This window comes from Thermaurantimonas aggregans (assembly GCF_003851885.1).
GTDB classification, from domain to species: Bacteria; Bacteroidota; Bacteroidia; order Flavobacteriales; family Schleiferiaceae; genus Thermaurantimonas; species Thermaurantimonas aggregans.
On the sequence record NZ_BHZE01000010.1, the window covers coordinates 70016 to 91733 of the forward strand.

A 21718-nucleotide genomic window follows, 5' to 3' on the forward strand; every position below is an offset into this window, starting at 1 on the left:
TTTTTAATTTAAATACTTTTTTAAAATTTCAACATATTCTGAAATGATAGATAAAATTTTATCATCACTGACTCCGGAATAGATTGCCTTTTCTGAATCCGAAATTATCATGATCAACTTTTGAGTATCATGTGCAAAAATAGAATTTAACAAAAGATTATTCAATGAACTCATTGTAGCTTCCTTATTATCCGAACTCTTTAGTACAATCTTCTTAAAATTTTTATTCAAATAGTTAAGTTTTTCTTTTGGACTTAAATTCGATTTTTCCATAGAATTTATAATTTCTCTTAGCTTATTTTTAAGTTCTTTCTTTTTTTGAAAAGAACTATAATATCTAACTAAATACCATCGTAAACCAAAGAGGATAAGAACAGATAAGGACAAAACAAAAAACCACGTAAATAAAACAGTGGTTGAACTTATAGTGAATAAACTTTTTCTTTGGTTAAAAGTGTTTTTAATAAACAATATATCTTTGATATTTTTATTTTTTGATTCCTCTTTATCTTCTTTTACTTTTGATACGAAATTTTCATCACTGTGAAATGTTCCACCAATTACATTGAGTTGCAAATTGTCTATTACAATTTCTTCATAAGTGTTTTTTGTAGTATTAAAATACAAAAATGAAATTTTAGGTAATTTATAATTTCCTTTTAATTTTGGAACGAGAATATACTCGACAGTTTTTGAACCATTATATCCTTTAGAAGTGATAGAGTATCTTTCAGATATTTTAGGTTCAAATTGATCAAATTGATCCGAAAATGTTAACTCAGGTAAGGTAACCATTTTTAAGTTTCCGGAACCCTCCAGCGTTATTATTAAAGAAACAGCTTCTCCAACATTTACTTCTGATTTACTTAAATAAGCCTTGAGTTTCATATTTCCAACACCCCCTGAAAATGGGGCCTTGTATGATGATGTAGCAGGAAGGGGATTAACTGTTAATAGAGGTGTTTTGAAAACAGAAATTTGGTTTACAATCGCACCCGACCCAAAAAATGGATTAAAAAAATCGCGTCTATTTGTGGGTACCTCAGTAGGGATACGAACTTCAAGAGATCCTACATCAAACTTACCAATTTTTTGTCCAAAAACCATATACCTTTTTAAGGGTATGACATTGTATAATTCACCATTTACTTGTTCTTGAAATGGTTGAGATTCATCTTTAAGTACTTCAGAATAGAACCCATTAAAAGATGGCTCATTTAAAATTTCAACGTTAGAGACCGAAGTCCTGTAATACAATAAATAATCCACAACCATACCTTCACCGACATACAAAGTATTTTTTGGAATTTTTACTCTAACAAATGCAAGCTTTTTAGCAATAAATTTAGGATCATTAGGATCAGTTATTTCATCCGTTGCAGCTGCAGTTACCTCTATTTCAATAGGTTTTGATTTAATCGTTTTACCACCAACATTTATTGAGGCTTCAGAAATAATGAATTTACCAACTTTTTTGGCAATTATTATGTAGGAAATCGTTTGTTCAGTTCTAAATCCTGCGTTGTCAAACGTAGAAAAAACCCGATTATTTGGTCCTGAAACTACTGTAAAATGCTCTCTAAGATTTTTTGGCTCGATAAAATTTGTTCCTTGTCCGTTGATAGTAAAGCTAATTTCAAATTCCTCATATTTATTTACCCTATATTTTGAAGCTCTAGAAATCAATTGATTCTCTTGAGCTAAAATTGTAGAAGAATACTGTAAAAAAAGTAATAAGCAAAGAAATATTTTGTATTTACCAATCTTTTTCATTTTTCACAGATTTATTCTTCTTTTTTTCTTTATTTCTTACCTTTTCTTGAATGGATTGATCTTTAGATTCTATGTATTTTAACATATTCTCTAATATTTTTTCATCCATTTCTACTTTTTTTTCTGATTTATTTTCATCACTAGAATTCGATTTTTGTCTTGTATTTTCATCTTTTGATTCATTTGAATTTTGAGAAGAATTATTATTTTGATTCAGACCAGCCTTAATCTTCGAATATGTTCTGGCATAGTTATATTGGGTTTCAGAATCTTCCGGATTTAGAATAAGGGCTTTTTTGTATGCTTCCAGAGCATTTTTGTAATCATTCTTTTGGTAATATGAATTTCCAAGATTATGAAATGCTCTGGAACGAATTTTTTCATCTTTGGTCGAATTTACCAAGTTCTCATAAATTGAAATTGCATGGTCGAAGTTGTTCAGCTTATAGATAGAATTACCGTAATTGTACTGTGCTTCATCAGTTGGTTTATCTTTTCGTTTAGAAATAGCTTCTCTGTACATATTACTTGCCTCTTCATATTTCTTTTTATCAAAGTATTCATTACCTTTATTTATTTTTCTTTTATACGGTGAAATTTGCCCAGATAAAATGGTAATATTTATCAAGTATAAAATTATTATTTTTATGACATCTTTCATTTCTTGAGGATAAAATATAAATAATCAAAAACTATTAAATCAATCAACAATAAAATGCAAGCACCAATAAGTGGAATATAATATAAACTTGAATATCCACTTTGAATGTTTCTTTCTGTTTCTATACGTTTTGCTTTATCAATTTCTTGTAACAAAATAGAAGAAATTTGCGAGGTAGATTTTGAATGAAGGTATAATCCATCTAATTGTTTAGCTAATTCTTTGAGATTATTTTCATTTAGTTTAGTAATGACCACATTTCCGTATTTATCTCTTTTATAATCTTTACCAAAATTACTAGAAACTGGAATCGGTCCTCCTACTACCGTGCCAACACCTACTATAAATAGTTTTACATTTAATTCTCTTAGGTTTTCAAGAATTCTTTTCATTTGGCCTTCGTGTTCTTCTCCATCAGTAAGTAAAATCAGAATTTTATCAGCCGAACTCGACGGATTGAATAAAGAAATAGAGCGCTCGAGTGCCTCTTCGATATTAGTTCCTTGGGTTAAAATATAATCTGTATTTACGTTTTTGACTAAAGAATATACATTCTCTAAATCTGAAGTCATTGGTTGTAAAAGCGCTGATGTGCCAGCATAAACAACTAAACCAACTTTATCATCTTGAATATTTTTTAAAACATTTAGTATAATTTGACGGGAAAATTCCAATCGATTAGGTGAAATATCATCAGCTAACATGCTATTGGAAATATCTAAACAAAAAATTATTTCACAACTCGATGATTCTTTTTTCCGTGTTGTTGTATATTCTCTTGGATTTGCAGCTGATAAAAATAAAAGAATTAAGATAAAAAATTTTAAAATATACTTGCTTGTTATTCTCTTGTAATCATAATACTTAAATATTTTTTCATAAAAAATATTTTCAACAATCTTCCTAGATAACTTTTTAAATTTATTAATTAAAATACCTGATAAAGTAAATAAGACTAAAGCGAACAGAATGCCATAAATAACGTATTCAATATGTTGAAATTCGATATTCATTCAATTAAATTTCTAAAAAGAATTATTTTTAAAAGCCAATCTAACAAAAATAAAGCCATTCCTGAATATAAAAAATATGTAAAATATTCTCTTTTAGTATCGTATTTAATCTCTGTTATTTTTGATCTTTCAAGTTTATTTATTTCATCGTAAATTTTTTTCAAAGCTACTCCATCAGTTGCTCGATAGTAGCTAGCACCCGTAATACTGGCAATCTTTTTTAGCAAATTTTCATCTATTGTTACCTGGCGATTTTCAAAAATTAAATTACCAGAATAATCATATGCTACAGGTGTTAAAGCATAACCTTTTGTACCCACACCGATTGTATAAACTCTAATTCCAAATGTAGCTGCCATTTCTGCAGCGGTTAAAGGATCTATTTCTCCCATATTATTTTCCCCATCGCTCATTAAGATAATTACTTTACTTTTAGTAGGGGAATTTTTTATACGATTTACTGCAGTAGCAAGTCCCATACCTATAGCAGTACCATCATCAACAAATCCATAAGTAATTTCATTTATAGCATTTACGAGTGCATTTTTATCACTCGTCAATGGAATTTTTGTAAAACTTTCTCCTGCATAAAGAACTATTCCAATTAAATCATCCGTTCTGTTAAGCACAAACTCAGTAGCAACTTTTTTCGTGGCACTCAGTCTATCAGGTTTGAAATCTTTTGCCAACATACTGGCTGATATGTCGATGGCAAGTATTATAGAAATTCCTTGTCCATCTATAGTTTTTCTGTACTCGTGTTTTACATATGGCCCTGATACAGAAATTAGTAATAGAATAATTGCTATAGCTTTAAGTACCCTTCCAAATATTTCAGGATTTATAATGCGATTTTTATAATCGCTTAATGAATTATGGCTTACTTTTAAATTGGGATAAAATTGCCTTTTACTAAAAAAGTAATTAATTAAATAAAAGATAGGAATGACTAAAAGTAATAAAAAATAAGGCCTTTCAAACAACATATTAACAAGTTATTTTTTTTGTGCTTCAATCATAAAAGGATTTTGTTTTTGACTTTCAATAAATAACAGTATATTTTGCATAATTTCAAAGGTTTTTGTCTTATTATCAATTGCTTTTGCAAACTTTATCATTTGTGAATATTTAAAAAATTGCTTAAGCACATCAGTGTAGTGCATACTTACTGGCAAAAAGGTTATTAAATCGAATATTTCTGTAGTTGTTGATTCTAAGAAAGGTTGATTATATTTTTTTTCTAAATATTCACGTAATAGACTATCAATCTTAAAAAAATACTCACTAGATTGCATTTCATTTTTTTCGTATAAGTAATTGTACTCCTTTATATTTTTTATTACATAGTCCTCCAAACTTATATGAGGCATTTCTTCTTTGCCACTTGTGTTTTTTCTTCTCGGAAAATATCTTTTGACAATGAACAGAAATAATATTGTTATTACTATTATTGATACCCATAAAATCCAACGATTATCGTAAAAAGAAATATTTTCTTTAATATCATAAATTTCTATTTCATCCTTGAGTAGCGGAATGAATACTTGTATTGATACGGGTTCTGATATATGATGAATAGAATCTATAATAAAAGTAAGCGGTTGAAGAGTAAAAATCCCTGTGTCTAATATTACCGCTTTGAGCCTGGTGAAAATATAACTAGAGTCTACAAGCAACGTATCCCATTTATTGAGAAAATAAAACCCATTTAATGTATCGTTCAACTCTGGGTAAACAATATACTCAGCTTTTGGCAATTGAAAAATTAAATCAAAAGATTGACCAATAGCTATGCTGTTAGATTTATGAATAACTTTTATTTTTTCAGATTGTGAAAAAACCTGAAAGAAAAAAATTAAAAATATGACAAAACTTGTTGTAAATCTCCGTTTCATTTTTCAGAAAAGTATTTTATTAATGATTTCAGATAATTGTCATTTGTTGTAAGGTCTATAAAACCGGCAGAAAATTTTTCAAACATTTTTTTCACTTGTTCATTTTTTTTATTGCGATATTCAATATAGGATTGAACATTCTTTTTATTAAGATTAATCCAATAGGATGTATTACTTTCAATGTCTGTTATTTTAATATAACCTAAGGTTGGAATAATTTTTTCAATTGGATCTTGTACTCGTATGACTGTTACATCGTGATATGCACATAATTTTCTGAAGTGTTTTTCATTATAATCATCAATCAAGAAGTCAGATATTAAAAAGATAATTGTTCTTCTTTTGAATACTTTATTTACATATTGGATTGCATCGTTAATCGAAGAATATGGTGAAAAATTATCATTAAAAATAAGTTCTCTGATGATTTTAAGTGCATGAAATCTGCCTTTTGCGGGTTTTAGAACTTTTTCTACTTTATCGGTAAAAGTAATTAGCCCAACTTTGTCGTTGTTTTTAAGTGCTGATAGAGTAATTAAAGCAGCTATTTCAGCTACATAGTCTGATTTTTCTGCATTTTTAGTTCCATAGGACATAGACGCGCTATGATCTACCAAAAGCAAAATAGTTAGCTCTCTTTCCTCCTCCATTATTTTTACATGAGGTTCAGAAAGACGAGCTGTTACCTTCCAATCTATGCGTCTAATGTCGTCTCCGAAAGAATAAGGTCTAACTTCCGAAAATGTTAATCCTCTACCTTTGAAAGCAGAGTGATAACTTCCAGTTAGAATATCATTACTTTGTTTTTTAGTCTTTATCTCTATTTGTCTTACCTTTTTCAGCAGCTCTTTTGTATCCATTTAGGGCACTTGGATGGTTTCAATAAGTTTGTCGATAATGTAATCAGTTGTTAACTCCTCAGCTTCTGCCTCATATGTAAGACCTATTCTGTGTCTAAAAACATCGTGAATGACACTTTTTACGTCATCGGGTAGAACAAAAGGTCTTCCTTGTAAAAACGCATTAGCTTTAGCTGCTTTTGCTAAAGCCAAGGTAGCCCTAGGTGATACCCCGTAAGAAATCAAAGCTTTAAGAGGGGCTAAACCGTAGGACTGCGGCTTACGCGTAGCAAATACAAGGTCAACAATGTATTTTTCAATTTTTTCATCCATGTAAATGGAAGAAACCAACCTGCGGCCTTCAAATACATGTGAAAGTGATGCTACTGGTGATACATTTATATCATTGAGCTGATTAACATAATTCCTTAAAATTCTCAACTCATCCTCTTCAGATGGATAGGTAATTACTATTTTCATAAAAAAGCGGTCGAGCTGCGCCTCGGGCAATGGGTAAGTACCCTCTTGCTCAAGTGGATTTTGTGTTGCAAGGACTAAAAACGGCTCTGGAATTTGAAAAGTTTCTTCACCAATTGTGACCTGTTTTTCTTGCATAGCCTCCAGTAGTGCACTTTGCACTTTTGCCGGAGCTCTGTTGATTTCGTCAGCTAATATAAAATTACCAAATATAGGACCTTTGCGAACGGTAAATTCATTTTTTTGGACATTGTAAATCTGAGTGCCAATAACATCTGAAGGCAATAAATCGGGCGTAAATTGTATTCTTGAAAATTTGGCTTCAAAACAAGATGCCAACGATTTAATGGCCAATGTTTTAGCTAATCCAGGTACACCTTCAAGTAAAATGTGACCTGAAGAGAGTAACCCGATTAAAAGTCTGTCGACCATGTACTCCTGGCCTATCAAGACTTTCGAGAGTTCGTTTTTTATATCCCTTAAAAATTGCGAGGATTTCTCGATTTCTTCTGCTATGATTTGCAATTCTTTATTAATTTCACTCATCTAAAATTTATTTGCAAGCAAAAATATTAATCTATGGAAAGTAAAGAGCTACGTAAAAAGCTATAAAACTAAAAGATACATTAAAATTCCAAATATTGGAAATATATTTCATATTTGGATACATCAATGGGATAATCAATAGGGTAATGCTTGAATTTCAGTTTATTAAGATTGATTAATCTATTGGTATAAAGGTTGAGATTATAAGGTGTCATGTTCAGAGTAATAAATTTCGTTTTTGTATTTCTCTTAATCGCCTTGAAATCTACAGGTCAAGTATTTGACTTGACGAACAATAACTATTACAATGACTTTCCTTCTGTAATAAACGATGGATGGCTGTTTTTCCCAAACGAGTTTTATACAAGTAAACAAATTAATTCATTAAAAAATCTAAGAGGTTATAAAATCAACGCAAATGAAACATGGCATAATTTAAACAAAGCAGGCATTATTGAATCAAATACAGGGTATGCCACTTACTATACTCGAATTAAAGTAGGAGAAGAAAACCCGCGTCTTGTCATAAAATTTCCAAAAATTTATTGTGCTGCAAAGTTTTACGTTAACGGTGATTTATATACATCAGTAGGAGTAGTTTCAAACAAAAAAAGCAGTTATAAACCAGCACTAAAAACAGTATTTATAGAATTAGACCCACAAAAAAGTAAAACATTCGACATTGTAATTCACGTTGCAAATTTTGATCATTTTGAAGGTGGGATCATATCACCTCCTATCATTGGAGCTTATAATTATTTACTTAACATAAACAATAAAATTCTTATTACTGACGCAGTAATATTAGGTTCATTTCTCGTAAGTGCCATTATCTTTTTCTTTATATACTTTATGGGTAATTTGGGATATGAATTTATTTCATTTTCAATTTTCTCATTATTTTTTGCCATTCAATACAGTATTTACAAAAGCGATATTTTTAGTTCGTTTTTCCAAGGTATAAATTATTATTTAAATATAAAAATAGGAGTGTTATCTGTAATGCTAACATTTAGTTCGTTTTTTGTTTATACTTATTACATATTTCCAAAATATTTAAATAGAAATATCGCATTAGTCATAAGTTTAGTATTGCTTCTTTTTGGAATTACAGGAGTTATTATACCAGCGTATCACGTCACAATGATACTTCCTGCATTCTTTCTTGGGTTCGTTCCTGTAATCACGTTATATCTTTTTTATGTATTTTCAAAAACCGTAATATTTAACGAACGGAAAAAACTTCTAAGCTCATTAGCAGCTTTTTCATTGCTTCTATTAAGTATCTATTTTTTAAATAATGAATTTCACTTTTTTACTTCTAATATATTTATTGATGGGTTAATATTTTTCCTGTTTTTAGGAATACATATATTCCTCTTGATGTATAAATACAGCGTGAGAATTAAACAACTTTATATAGCAGTAGAAGAGTCAGCAAGAGCTAAAAACGAATTTATATCAACGATGTCCCATGAATTAAGAACTCCTCTAAATGGAATAATGGGTATGGCTTCAATGTTAAAAACAAATGAGACAGATCCTAATAAACTTAATAAAGTTGAAAGTATTATTCAAAATACTGAAAGATTAACCTCAATTATAGACGATATTTTGAATTTGAGTGATCTAGAGTCTGGCAAAATACAATTAAAATACAATAAATTAAACATAAGAGAAATCATAAATAAAAGTGTAGAATTAACTAATCATTTTAGAAAGGATAAGAGCATAGATTTAGACATATTAATAGATCCTAATATTGACGAAATTCTAGTAGGTGACGAGCTGAGAATTAAACAAATATTTGTTCATTTCATTAGCAATGCATTTAAATTTACTCAAAAGGGTAAAGTTGTAATTTCAGGAAAATTAATGAAAAACAACGACAATATTCAAGAAATAGAATTTTCAATTTCAGATACCGGTCAGGGAATTTCAAAAGAAAAATTAAACGATTTATTTAACCGTTTTAAACAGGCCGATGGTTCACATGCACGTAAGCATGGTGGTATAGGATTAGGCTTGGCATTAGCACAACAATTAATTAGTTTGATGGGCGGATCTGTTAGTGTAAAAAGTGAGGTAAATAAAGGTAGTACATTCACCTTCAGTATTCTTTTGCGGAAAGCAGATAAAACAAGCAGTGTTAAGGAAAACACAGTATTTAGAAAGATTGAACTTGACCCATCACTGAAATTATTAGTTGCTGAAGATAATCCAGTGAACCAAAAGTTGATGCTAATGATGTTAAAAAATCTTGGATATACGGCTGATATAGCAGAAAATGGTAAGGTTGCAGTAGAAAAAGCTTTAACTAGAAGCTATGACATTATTTTTATGGATATTCAAATGCCAGAAATGGATGGATTAGAAGCTACAAGACAAATACTAAAAAATATTAGTGATAGACCTGTAATTATTGCAGTAACAGCAAATGCAACAGATAGGGATAGAGATGAATGTTTGGAAGTAGGAATGAATGATTTTGTATCAAAGCCGGTAAAGCCGCTTGAAATAAAAGAGTGTATCTTAAAATGGCAAGGACTTAGAAGCTTTTTAAATGAAAATAAAATAGCTATTTGATTAGTTTAAAAGGTCTGTTTAATAACGCTTTTATAGATTTAGCAAGGTATTTAATTCTTAGGAAATTCGTTATTTTCCATGGGTTATTATCTTTTTCAAAATCCTCCCCAAGATTGAGAACATTGGAATAAAAATCAGAGGCAGTTATACCCCATTTTAAAAGGAAAAGATCTTTACCATTATTTTTTTTGACTCGTTTTGTAGATTTTGTTCCAAAATGATAGACTAAAGATTTTCCACAACCTATAAAATGTCGAACGCCCAAAAGGTAAAGCTTAAGAGAAAAATCAGGATCTGAATAAAATCCAGGAGAGTATTCAATACCAAAGCCACCAACAATATCCCAAACATCCTTGTGTACAACAAATGGTGGCCAAGAAGCTCCTTTCCAATTATTTCTAGAAATCTTTTTTACAAATCTGACAGCAGATTTTTCATCAAATGATTTGTAATCAGTACCAAAATTTTGAACGATTACGCAAGGATTATTTGTTTCATAAGGTTCAATCATCGTAGAGGAAATCATAAACAATTTTGAGTCGCACTTTCTAATTTCTTCCATCAATTGAATATCCCAACCCGGTAATGGTACCATATCATCATTCATGTAAACTACATAATCTGATATTGCTAAGGATCGAGCGGCATTAACAGCTAAACATACTCCGACGTTTTTCTCAAAGTGCACATAACTTATCTGTTTTTTTTCTGCGAATACTAATGTCCCATCCTTTCCTTCATTAATGGCTAATATGATTTGATGTTTTAACGAGGAATATTTAGATATACCATCAATACAAAGCTGTAAATATTGAAGATTATTCCATGTAGGGATTAAAATTGAAAACCCGTCAATAGGTCCAACTATTGAAGTACTTTTTTTTGATTTAAAAATCATATAAAAAAAAACTGCCCAAAGCTAATACTCTGGGCAGTTTAGTTTGATGTTTAACAACCTTATTTGTTCAATACAACGGGTTTCACTACAGTACCCTCGTTGCTGGTAATTCGAATTTGATAAGAGCCTGCCGCGAATTTGCTCAGATCAAGGACCTCTTGGGAAGCTACATTATCCAGCTTTCTTCTTAGAACAAGCTTTCCGGATATGTCAACGACAGAAATCTCCGCATTTGTAAGTATCTCAATACCCTTGAGAGTAACTATTCCATTGGTTGGGTTAGGATACAGGGTTATTGCATTTAGGAGATTTTCGTTGAGATTAATCCCCTGGATTGTTATTGTAGAAGTGGTGGAGTCACTTCCGCAAGCATTGGTTACTACCAGTTTAACGGTGTAAGTACCATTCGCTGTGTATGTAGCAGTTGGATTTACGCCAGTACCTTGAGTACCATTACCAAAATCCCAGTTGTAAGAGACAGCATTTTGTGAGGTTGAAGCGTCAAATGTAACGGTGGCATTTGTTGCGGTAATAGTTGGAGTACCAGCGGTGAAGGCAGCCACAGGGTTAGGATCTGTTGTAAAGCCAACTTTTGGAGCTGGACTACTCAATCCAGAGGCGCATGAGTCAGTTACAATCACTTCGTAACCTGTACCTGGAGTTAAACCTGTAATGGTAAAGGTATTTGCAGTGATACCAGAAACCACAGTGCCAGAGCCTGGAGTAAATCCGGTTGGACCGTACTCAATCTTACTTGAGAGCTTACCTGTACCTGAAGTCCATGTAACAGTAGCAGAATTACATGCAGGAGTTACATTAACTGCAGAGGGTGTAGTACAGGGTATGGCACCAATTAAAGTGATGTTGAACGGCTGATTAGCAAATCTGTTAAGTGTACCAGAAGTAGCTCTAACAGTCCACTTTACATCAGCAGGTGTACCAGGAGGCACGTTATTGGCTGCTAGAAGAGCATTGATCTGAGCATTGGTAAGGATTAAGAAAGTATCCAAACCATTGTTGTTAGATGGGAAAGTGGCGATAGGATTTGTGAAATTACCAGTCGGAACATCTACCATCCATTCGTAAGTAACTGCTGGTGCAGTTCCAATTGCACGTTGAGACTTTTGCCATGTGATGGTAACAGATCCCGGACCAACTGCATTGTAAGTTGAGTTATTCGCTGGGGTTGCAAGTGAAAATGGTGTAAGTGAATCAGGAGCATTGAGGATTGCCTCAATCATTAACCTGAAGTTATTAACAGTGGTCAAACCGCTGCCATTGAGAGCTGCTGAATAGTAGGCATTTGGTCTGGTAGGATTCTCATTTTGAAATGCCAATGGGAAGTATCCTTGAGAACCAACAGTTTGAGCAATACCTACATAGAAGTCTTCGTTTGTGAAAGTGAATGGAGTTGGGAAGTTGAAAGTCTTGTATGAAGAAGTATCAGCAGCAGTGATCACATAGTTCGGGCCTTGAGCAACTATCACAGTATCTTTTAAGAGTACAGGATAGATGGTCTGACCAATAGCTGCTGCATTGTTGCTTAATCTCACACGAACTCCAGACACTGAACGTGTTCCATTTACAGAATATCTTGTAAGCAACAATCCACTACCAGTATTGAAACCAACACCACTTAAACCTGTCACTGTAGTATCAGCGTAGCTGAAGCGATCGGTGGTCAAATCTTGTACATAAGACCGCTGATTGTTTGAAGGAACATCATCAGAGGGTACAGATACAGTAAGTGTACTGAATCCTAAGTTATTGTTAGGATAGCTGAAGGACACAACTGTGGATTGACCGCTTTGAAGATTAACACCAGCAGTGATAGTAGCCGTATTGGCGCCTGTTACTGTGAGCGTCACATTTTTGTTTTGCGGCAGATAACCGTTGTTAACAATCACGGCTTGAACGGTCTCAGGCTTACCCCAAGGAGTGGCGTTTTTACCAAGAGCCCAAATGGCACGTACTTCTAGATCGTTTGGTTTTTTATCTACAGCCCAACGAATTTCAGGTCTGAAGGCAGTTGAACCAAGTGTAGTAGGTGCTGGCGGGTTAGTAGCTTGGGCTGAAACAAGTGAGCTCGGTATAGTATTATTAGATAAATAGGTAAAAGGAGTGGGAGCCGGAGCTGAAAGCATCTGCCAATCGTATGCTAAATAGAGGTTTTGACCGGTGTAAACAAAATTGCTATTATTGCTAAATAGAATATCAAACAAGGTCTGATTAGCAGGAATTACAAGCGTATCGTCGTACACTAATGTCATACCGGTCAATATACCTGACCAAGCTGTTCCTTTGTTATAGTTAACGTCGGTAGTGTTTTGGACATACACTTTAAATAGACCAGTTACCGAAGCTGAAGTAGGAGTGGATAGAGTAAAGCCCATTCCTCTCAATATAGTGTTGGAGTCAATACCAGCATTGAGGAATTCATTCTGACGAATGATCATGGCTGCTCGCATGTAATTGTGCGTAGCAGTACCGTTTGGAGCACGCAATTGCGTAGTTGCACCATTGTTCTGTGGTGCAGCGAGGAAGTTTGGTGTAGCTACGCCTAGTCTTACGAGTCTAATAAAGAAGGGCTTAGTCGCAAAAACAGTATCATTTCCAGCTACAGCTCGTACTGTCCATTCTAAATTAGCAGTATCACCAATTGCAACTCCATTAGCAGCTAATAGAGCATCTACTTGAGCAATAGTTAAAGTAAGAGTCGTATCAGCTCCATTATTATTTGATAAGATGGAAGCTATCGGATTATTGAAAGTTCCTGCAAGTGTTTTTAGCAACCAACTGTAACTGGGGTTCGTTAATGACCCTGCTTTCTGCCATGTAATATTTATAGGTAACTGTGCAGGACCAGCAACCAAGACAGTCGCACTGTCTGCTGGTGATAGTAGAGCAAAACCAGCAGGTGGAGCAGGTTCAATCTTTACGTTATCGATATATAGGTTATTTCCAAATGCTGATATAGCTGTGAACTTCAACTTATTTGTACCTGCAGGCAATGCTATGGTATAAGTACCCCATTGTGAAGCTGTAGGTGTAAAAGATGAAGATATAGGCGGAGCAGTCACAAGTGGTCCATTCACACCACCGGCCAGTGAAACTAATGTAGTGTAGGTAGCACCACCGTCAGTAGAATAACTGATTTTCAAACTATCAACTTCATTAATATACGTTGCGTAAGCATGATCAAATTTTAATTGATAGTTGGAAGGTACTGACTGAAACTGTGGTGAAATAGCGTCATATGATCCACCTGATATATTATAAAAAGGAAATCTAATTGAATTACCAGGCTGACCATAACCACCAACATTTACTAATTGAAACTGAGGTGCCGCAGTCCAACAAGACAATGAAGTAGAAGCTGAATCAAATGTTTCTGTGAATGGAATATTTTGGATTGCGCATAGTGTTGTAGCCGATACAGGACCTGCTTGATTAGCAGAAGAATCCGTACCACACAATGTTCTGACATAGAACTGGTATGTAGTCTGTGGAGTCAAACCTGTAATAACAGTATTTGTACCTGTCACTGTTGTGGTTTGACCAGTACCGGGGGTAAATCCTGTAACACCATATTCTACCTTATAGCCAGTAGCACCTGTTGCAGCATTCCAGCTCAACGCAACAGAGTTAGCTGTAATTGTACCAACAGTTAAGCCTGTTACTGTAGGACATGTTGGAGCGGGCTGATAATAAACTATAAGCCTCCAGGAATTATTAGGTACGTATTGATAAACAGTATCACAAGTTGCCAAACCTGTTCCAGAACCTCCCCAGGTTCTTATAGCGTGAAGTTGAAACGTAACTGTTCCAGAGGCTCCATTGGCGAATGAAAGGTTAGTTCTGTTATATGTATGTGTACCACCACTTGTAACAGCTGGGCCAAGTACCATTGACTCTCCAGCATTTAATGTGGGGCTAAACAATCTACTTCTTTGTTCGCTGAGCCAACCACCACCCTGAGCTACCATAGTGTATTGAACATCAATACCTGCGATGATATTGCCAGCAGGAATGGTAATCTGCATTACTCCAGGACAAGCTGAAGTATCATTAGGTCCGGGGCTTGCATTTAGCATTGTGTTAATTGCGCCAGCAGAATAGGTCTGACATACTGCATTAGCAGGACATTGGAACAATGTAGTAAAGTCAACAGGCCCGGCCCAAGCACTTGAGTTTGTATCACAAAGTGAACGAACATAAACTTGATACGTCGTAGAAGGTAGTAAGCCAGTTATGGTGAATGGATTTGAGGATGTAGTCACTGTGGTTCCCGTTCCAGAAGCCGAACCCGTAACAATGATCATATCAAATCTCCATGTACCAGTTGGGCCGTAAGTAGAAGTGCTATTAGAAGCTTCATATGTATTTCCGGTGCCTGCAAATGCAGAAACAATTCTGAATCCAACATTCGGATTGTTGTTTAAAGCAGATACTGATGAGAAATTTACAGTCCGTTTATTATACCACGTATCTCCTGCTGGCGCTGTAAAAGTCTGAAAGTCAACCCAGGTCGGATTGCTTGCGGTTACATCTGTAGTGTATTGCACTACTACGGTATTTGCTGAAGTATTGGAATGTCTTTGATCAAACTGTAAGACTATATTAGAAAGTCCAACTGTAGAAACATTTATTTGAATGCCAGCTGTTTTATTTCCAGTGCCTTGAACTGGGAAATTCGACACATTCCATCCATAATTGGGTGGAACAGTAGTAACCGGGTCCGAACTTCCACCTCCTACCAGTCCTGAAGCGAAGGAAGCTGTAGTACCGCCTACGAGAGAGGCTGTACCAGAACCTTGTGCGGGTGATGGACTAGTAGTTCCACCAGGTATTGTAGTCGTAGAAGCACCGTTGAAATTCCATAATGCTATGGTAGTTGGATTGGAACCGGGAGTAAAGCCGATAGGTCCCCAGCTTACTTGAAACAATGTATCATTAGGTGAGTTCGCACCGGGAGTCCAACCTACAGATGCTGAGTTCGATGTGATGTTTGATACAGTGATATTAGAGGGCGGGAAGCACGGTTGTGTAGGAGTAAACTCATAGCAACCGATATCTGGGGTGGTTGCATTTCTCGGAGCTCCAGTAATGTCATTTGTAACAGTAGAAATTGGAGTACCTACGTTATTAAGTGCTGGATTGGTAGGAATTAGTACAAGGTTGCTGTTAAAAAGCGGATTAGCTGAAATTGAGTTTGTATCCTTATTGCTAAAAGATTGAAAGTCTGAAAGTGTAGTATAATTACCCACATTAGCTGTTGTGCCGACCTTAGCTACGAAACCATTTGTAGCTGGTGGGAACAAGTTGTTGTGGTTAGAGAAAAGGTTAGAGGCAAAATTGTAACCTGAGGGGAACCACATTGCAATAAACTCTTTGGCTCCAGTGGCGTTAGATGAGTGTTGATTAACGAAATTGTTATTCTTGACATCAACAACAGTAGAAGATGAAACAACTAACAAACAGGCACTTACAGCTGTAGTTTGGTTTGTATTATCGTAGTTTCCAGTAAGGTTTACGGAATTAAAATATACTTTATGGTTTGTTCCAACATTAAAGCGAATTCCAAATGCATTAAATGTTGTTCCTATAAAATAATTAACAGTCCGAACGTTCGTAATTTCATTATTAATTACCTCGTGATCATTTCCAGCTTCACAGTTTATACCATATGCGCCCCAACCTCCAGTATTTAAATTTTGTACAGTTTTAATGGAGTTTCTATAAATACGGCAGTTACTTGTACCGGTACCTACGAAAATACCGGCAATATTGATACCTAAGTAGCTAATGATGTTATTGACCTTATTATCGGTTATGAGTGGAGAAGAAGCGTTTAAAACCCAAATTCCTCTAAATCCAATTAGACGGTTTGAGTCTACTGGGTTTTCAACCCCGATTGTGTTGTTAACAATTTCTAGACCCGTAGAAGGAAGGGTACCAGCTGAAGGATTAACATTAACTCCTACGTAAAATCCTTCAATTATATTATTTAAAATCTGAACATTGTTAGCACCTGGGAAGGCTGCCTGTGTTTGAACTTGAATACCACTAGTACTTGTCGTTAAACCCAAAGTAGGTCCACCGATCAAATGGCAGTTTCTTACTGTAACCTGATTTAATCCTGCCGCTGAAGGAACAGACACCAGCACACCAGCCGATGTCTGGGTGCTGTTATTTCGTATAATCAGGTTATTACCAGCTCCGTTAATTCGTCCATCAATTGTTACTCTGCTGGCAGTAATAACAATAACTCCTGTATTATTAATTGTACCTTCAATTGTACGAACACCACCACTTGGAGCTATGGTAAGTGTATAATTACCAGCACCTATCTCTGGCCAAGTATTTATTTGTACAGGCGCAGTTAATGTTTGATCCGAAATGATATTTAATGTTACATTTCCAGATAATCCTACAGAGTTAACAGCAGAAATAGCATCGGCAAGGGTAGCAAATTGACCTGATGTACCAACCGTGTAAGTACCTGATAGAGGTGCTTGTATTAACCTGTTACCAGCTGGAGCAACTGGGCTGGGCGTTTGTGGGTTACCACCAACTACTACTGATGAAATTTCACCATCTATTACATTGTTCACTTGGGCAGTTGGACTAACATCGTATGTAAGCCAGAAATAGTTTGATCCATGAAAGAGCTGAATGGGTGTTGATGGAGTAAAGACCATATTCGTAGATGGTGTAGCTATGGTAGAACCAACTTGAAAAGTTGTTGAGAAGTTTGGATTAGTTCCAGTGAAATAAATTCTCGCATTTGAAATATCAGAAAGTGAAGTTGTACCATTAGCAGAAGCGGTAATGCTTGAAACGGTTAAAGGGTTATTCAAACCACTAGTAGTTACAGTAAGTCGGATTACTGGTTGATTTGAAGCACCTTGAGCTACAGGGTTTGTGACCTGAGCATTAGCTGCAGAAGTAAAAGTTTGATTTACAAAGGGTGCAGGAGAGAAAAGATATACTCTTCTTGTTGTTGGTGTTCCACCACCAGCGAGTGCAGCAATAGGACCAAGTGTACTAAAAGCATTATTGTGGTTGGTAGTAGTAGAAGCTGTGTGATCTGTGAAGTTAACTACATAATAATTACCAGCAGTAGAATTATTTGAAAAACCAGATTTTGCGGCAGTTAATGAACCGGCTCCTAATGAAATAGGACCAAGTACAAATTCCATCAAATTAGAACCTTCATAAAAACGAGCTTGCCATGTTCCATCGGCTGTTGTTGATGTGTTGTTTATAGTAACACCGGTCCATTGAATTACAAAGCATCTGTTAGGGGCTGTTCCTACTACTTTAGATGATATGGAACCAGTAGAGTGTAAGCCACCATTATTAAGACCAGTAACAAATGCACCTACTCTAATACCAGTACCACCACCGATATTATTTCCTGATATTGCATTAAAATTGAGACCTATAATTCCATTAGTTGCCACAGAAAAGTTGGTGACAACCTGACCAAGAATTTCAAATGGTATAGGAAAAGGTATTCCAACTGCATTACTTCCTGTACCGGTAGCAGGAGCTGGACCCGCAATGTGCACGGTTACACCGGTAGTCATATCGATTACATTGTTATTTCTATCTAAACCAAGATTACCAGAAGTATTGGTCTGATAAAAATACCCAGCTGCAGTTGTGGGTGTCGTTTGCGCAAGTAATGAAACCTGCCAAACAACAACACTCATTAAAAATGCTAAAGCACTCTTAATCAAGTAATTCTTCGCCATAAGTGAGTTTTTTAGAGTTCTTACAAATATATTTAGCTTTTAAATAGCTAAAATTTTTTTAAAAAAATTTTTAATGCTCTTGAAATTTTAAATCGAAAACGTCCTTTAATGAACAAGTAATTTGCGGGTTACAGTGCTATTTCGATGGATAATTTTAATTATAAACATTTGACTTTTAGATGCTAGATTGTCTATTCTTAAAGAAACTGTAATGGTATTTCTATCACTTAAAAGGTTAACAACTTTTTCTGAAATTAAAATTCTTCCCAAAAGATCGAAAATTTCCAATTTAGTATTCTCATCGTATTCATAAATGTCCATAGAAAATTTTCCATCACTCGGATTTGGATAGGGATTAGATGCGATTTCTGAAAGCGAAAAATCAGATATCGAGATATTTCCGTGTTGTATTTTCAATGCAGATGTGGTATTTGAATACGGAACCTGCGCATAGAGAACTTTTTGGGAGTTGTCGTAAAAATACCCTGTACCAGCATTAATTAACTGATTTAAAGATGTAAAAGGCAATAGTACAGTATTATTCCACAGTACGGTAGTCGGTGCATGCATATAGCGTACGATTTCAAAGCGATACAATCGATTCGATGGCATACCGGTGTACCCATTTCCTGTGGTAGAACACGTGATGTGGTAATCTTGTCCCACTCTTTGACTTTTAAAGTGTAGGAACGCATAGTTTCCGGTGATTAGTGCGTCGGGGTGCTGTCCATCGTCGGTGTATATCGATGCACTATCAGAGTTGACAAACTCATCGTGATAATTTCTTATATATAAGGTGTCAAATTTGTAAAAAGCAGTAGTACGAATATTATCAGGTGCCATAGCAATAAGGGAGCCTGAGCGTACAAAAAAGGGCAAACGGCTGATTTGGGCCGAAACGATCGCTTGTGAATTGCCATTGTAAACAATATTGGTATGAAAATCAACCCAACGACCGGAGGGAAAAAAGACAGTTTTAGTAGAAGTGTTTGCGTCGAGCACCGGGGCTACTAAAATGTCCTTACCCCAAAGAAACTGTTCATCTCTATCAGCCAGGAAAGAATTCCCAGGTTCAAAGTAGTCAGTTGGCAAAGCTAACGGAGTGCCTTTAGTAGAATTTAAAAAAGCCAAATGATAATTGTAAGGCAAGAAACGATACCTAAGACGCGCATATTCAAGGCATATATTTCGGTAAAAGGGTGGATAATTATAGGGCTCGGGTGGTACACCTTCGCCATGAGCACGCATAATCGGGCTAAAGGCACCTAGTTGAAACCATCGTGTGTAGAGTTCTGGATCTTGCCCTCCTCCAGTAAATCCGCCAAGATCTGAATGCATATATCCAATGCCACTCATGCTCATGCCCAACATATTGGGAATCTGAATTTTTAACCCTCCCCACGAACGCTGCACATCGCCCGACCACGGGAATGTAGAATACCGCTGCATACCGGCGAATCCGGAACGAATCAGATTAAACAAGCGCTGAGATGGGTACTGCTGCCTGTAGCCTTCGTACAAACGCTTCGCCCACAGCATGCTGTAGCTGTTGTGAATCTGGCGGGCCGTGCCTTTTTGGTGGATCATTCCTTCGGGGTGATTTTCAGGTTCGCCCAGATCGCACCACCACCCCCCTACTCCTTCATTGATGCGCGGTGGGTAAAGACTCCACATGTAATTCAATGCGCTGTCGTTGGTCAAATCAATTAAACCAGCACTCCCCGCCCAAAAACCTCCAATGACAAAGGGCTGTCCTTGCGCATTTTTTGCTAACCAACCATTTTGAGCGAGAATGGGAAATTTGGTGCTTTGTTGAGTGAAATAAGGTTCAGTTATTAAGACAGTTTTTACACCTATATCATTAAAATCGCTGATCATCTTAACCGGATTGGGAAACTTTGTATAATCCCATGTGAAATTTCCCATAGTGGCAGGAGAACCAAACCAGTAAAGATCAAGTATCAAAGCGTCTAACGGAAATCCTTGATTTCGAAGGGCATTTACTACCTGACGGGCTTCTGTTTCTGATTGGTAACCATACCTAGATTGAATGTACCCAAGCGACCAACGAGGAGGTAACGGTTGTAAACCTGAAACAGAAGTGAAACCTTTGAGAACATCATCATACGATTGGCCAGCGATGAAATAATATGTTAGCTCCCCATCTTCAAAGGAAAATCGCATTTCAGATGGATCAGTCTTTCCCAAATCCAGCTTCGCTGGAGCAAAATTGTCTACTACGATTCCATATCCTTTCGAACTGACAACAAAGGGCATGGTAATATTCATAGTACGTGCACCGGGGCCATATCCATAAACAGCCGTATTGTAAACATCGAGTTCCTCGCCTCTTCGATTTGTTTTAAATGCCCTGGATCCAGTGCCATAAAGGCGTTCATTTGAATCCAGTTGTATACTTAACCCTTTGCGTGTAAACTGCTGCCATGTGCCTCTCAAGTCTCTACAGAGTGTATCACTATTAAATATATAAGTGAAACGAACTGGATGACTCTGAATTAATACCGACACATTACCACCACCGTAAAGCAACCCGTTTGGGGTTTGCAATGCTAACGCCGGCTTAGGTGTATCGCCGGCAGTTACTATGGAATTAAAGGGCGGAAATTGATTAGTAGACGAATAGCGAATTTTTATCACATTGTCTTTCACGCGAGTGACTTGAATAGCTCCTGTATCACATAAAACTGTGAGAATATTGGAATTAAGTGTAAAAGAGGAAATACTTTGTGGAGATAATAGATTGATATCGTAAAAAATATCTTGATTATTTGCATCTCTGCCAACTATAGTACCGTTGACATTTCTAAAGACAAATGCAAGACGCAGTACTTGAACATTCTGCGGAACATTGTAAAAGGAACGGATATGGTATTTGATGGAATAGAGATTGTTGCCCAGTGGAGTCATGAGGCGAGCAGTATCGTAGGTGCCCCAATTCCCCTGAACAAAAAACCAGTTGTTGGGACTGGTACTTGCAGTGGTAATTAATCCGGTATGAGCAAAAACAGGTCCGTTGAAATTTGCCAAAGCTCCATTTCCTTTTGTTGCGTCATATATAATGGTCACTGTATCATCTGTAGTCGGATTTACGGGGGTCACTACCAAAATCTGTCCATAGCTAAACCAGCAAAAGAGGATAAATACAATAGAATAAAGTTTTTTCATTGAAAATCAATTTGCACAAAAGTAGTTAGTGTACTTTTTACACCATACAATTTTTTATGTTTAATCCCTGAAATGAGTAAAGAT

At 35.5% G+C, this 21718-nt stretch carries 11 protein-coding genes; 1 reads left to right on the forward strand and 10 read right to left on the reverse strand.

The window, feature by feature from the left end:
• Window positions 1-3 precede the first annotated feature (3 nt).
• From EIP89_RS06340 to EIP89_RS06370, 7 genes are read right to left on the reverse strand one after another with little or no spacing between them, the layout of a single operon-like run.
• The gene (locus EIP89_RS06340; RefSeq protein ID WP_124397829.1) at window positions 4-1773 is read right to left on the reverse strand and encodes a BatD family protein; all 1770 of its coding nucleotides are present in this window, start codon (window positions 1771-1773) and stop codon (window positions 4-6) included.
• Entirely contained in the window at window positions 1757-2434 is a 678-nt protein-coding gene (locus tag EIP89_RS06345) for a tetratricopeptide repeat protein (RefSeq protein ID WP_124397830.1), read from the reverse strand. The genes EIP89_RS06340 and EIP89_RS06345 overlap by 17 nt, the downstream gene beginning before the upstream one ends.
• Complete coding sequence (locus EIP89_RS06350; RefSeq protein ID WP_124397831.1) at window positions 2431-3447, reverse strand: vWA domain-containing protein; 1017 nt, start codon at window positions 3445-3447, stop codon at window positions 2431-2433. The genes EIP89_RS06345 and EIP89_RS06350 overlap by 4 nt, the downstream gene beginning before the upstream one ends.
• Window positions 3444-4433, reverse strand: coding sequence for a VWA domain-containing protein (locus EIP89_RS06355; protein ID WP_124397832.1), 990 nt, complete (start codon window positions 4431-4433; stop codon window positions 3444-3446). Before EIP89_RS06355 ends, EIP89_RS06350 begins: the two co-directional genes overlap by 4 nt.
• 9 nt (window positions 4434-4442) lie before the next feature.
• Complete coding sequence (locus EIP89_RS06360) at window positions 4443-5342, reverse strand: hypothetical protein (RefSeq protein ID WP_124397833.1); 900 nt, start codon at window positions 5340-5342, stop codon at window positions 4443-4445.
• On the reverse strand, window positions 5339-6202 hold the full coding sequence (locus EIP89_RS06365; RefSeq protein ID WP_124397834.1) for a DUF58 domain-containing protein: 864 nt from the start codon (window positions 6200-6202) through the stop codon (window positions 5339-5341). The genes EIP89_RS06360 and EIP89_RS06365 overlap by 4 nt, the downstream gene beginning before the upstream one ends.
• On the reverse strand, window positions 6203-7204 hold the full coding sequence (locus EIP89_RS06370) for an AAA family ATPase (RefSeq protein ID WP_124397835.1): 1002 nt from the start codon (window positions 7202-7204) through the stop codon (window positions 6203-6205).
• Window positions 7205-7462: 258 nt separating this feature from the next.
• On the opposite strand from EIP89_RS06370, the gene EIP89_RS06375 reads away from it, so the two are divergent.
• Window positions 7463-9790: a response regulator gene (locus EIP89_RS06375; protein WP_218019340.1), complete on the forward strand. Its 2328-nt coding sequence runs from the start codon at window positions 7463-7465 to the stop codon at window positions 9788-9790.
• Here EIP89_RS06375 and EIP89_RS06380 read toward each other — a convergent pair.
• From EIP89_RS06380 to EIP89_RS06390, 3 genes are all read right to left on the reverse strand, one after another.
• Entirely contained in the window at window positions 9783-10688 is a 906-nt protein-coding gene (locus EIP89_RS06380) for a glycosyltransferase family 2 protein (protein WP_124397837.1), read from the reverse strand. The two genes, EIP89_RS06375 and EIP89_RS06380, sit on opposite strands and share 8 nt — an antisense overlap.
• Before the next feature lie 59 nt (window positions 10689-10747).
• On the reverse strand, window positions 10748-18448 hold the full coding sequence (locus tag EIP89_RS06385) for a fibronectin type III domain-containing protein (RefSeq protein ID WP_124397838.1): 7701 nt from the start codon (window positions 18446-18448) through the stop codon (window positions 10748-10750).
• A 105-nt stretch (window positions 18449-18553) separates the two neighbouring features.
• On the reverse strand, window positions 18554-21634 hold the full coding sequence (locus EIP89_RS06390; protein ID WP_124397839.1) for a TIM-barrel domain-containing protein: 3081 nt from the start codon (window positions 21632-21634) through the stop codon (window positions 18554-18556).
• Between the last annotated feature and the right edge of the window lie 84 nt (window positions 21635-21718).

Bases quoted from the DNA above. Each gene is read 5' to 3' on its own strand.
- EIP89_RS06340 (WP_124397829.1), bottom strand. From the start codon at position 1,773: ATGAAAAAGATTGGTAAATACAAAATATTTCTTTGCTTATTACTTTTT.
- EIP89_RS06345 (WP_124397830.1), bottom strand. From the start codon at position 2,434: ATGAAAGATGTCATAAAAATAATAATTTTATACTTGATAAATATTACC.
- EIP89_RS06350 (WP_124397831.1), bottom strand. From the start codon at position 3,447: ATGAATATCGAATTTCAACATATTGAATACGTTATTTATGGCATTCTG.
- EIP89_RS06355 (WP_124397832.1), bottom strand. From the start codon at position 4,433: ATGTTGTTTGAAAGGCCTTATTTTTTATTACTTTTAGTCATTCCTATC.
- EIP89_RS06360 (WP_124397833.1), bottom strand. From the start codon at position 5,342: ATGAAACGGAGATTTACAACAAGTTTTGTCATATTTTTAATTTTTTTC.
- EIP89_RS06365 (WP_124397834.1), bottom strand. From the start codon at position 6,202: ATGGATACAAAAGAGCTGCTGAAAAAGGTAAGACAAATAGAGATAAAG.
- EIP89_RS06370 (WP_124397835.1), bottom strand. From the start codon at position 7,204: ATGAGTGAAATTAATAAAGAATTGCAAATCATAGCAGAAGAAATCGAG.
- EIP89_RS06380 (WP_124397837.1), bottom strand. From the start codon at position 10,688: ATGATTTTTAAATCAAAAAAAAGTACTTCAATAGTTGGACCTATTGAC.
- EIP89_RS06385 (WP_124397838.1), bottom strand. From the start codon at position 18,448: ATGGCGAAGAATTACTTGATTAAGAGTGCTTTAGCATTTTTAATGAGT.
- EIP89_RS06390 (WP_124397839.1), bottom strand. From the start codon at position 21,634: ATGAAAAAACTTTATTCTATTGTATTTATCCTCTTTTGCTGGTTTAGC.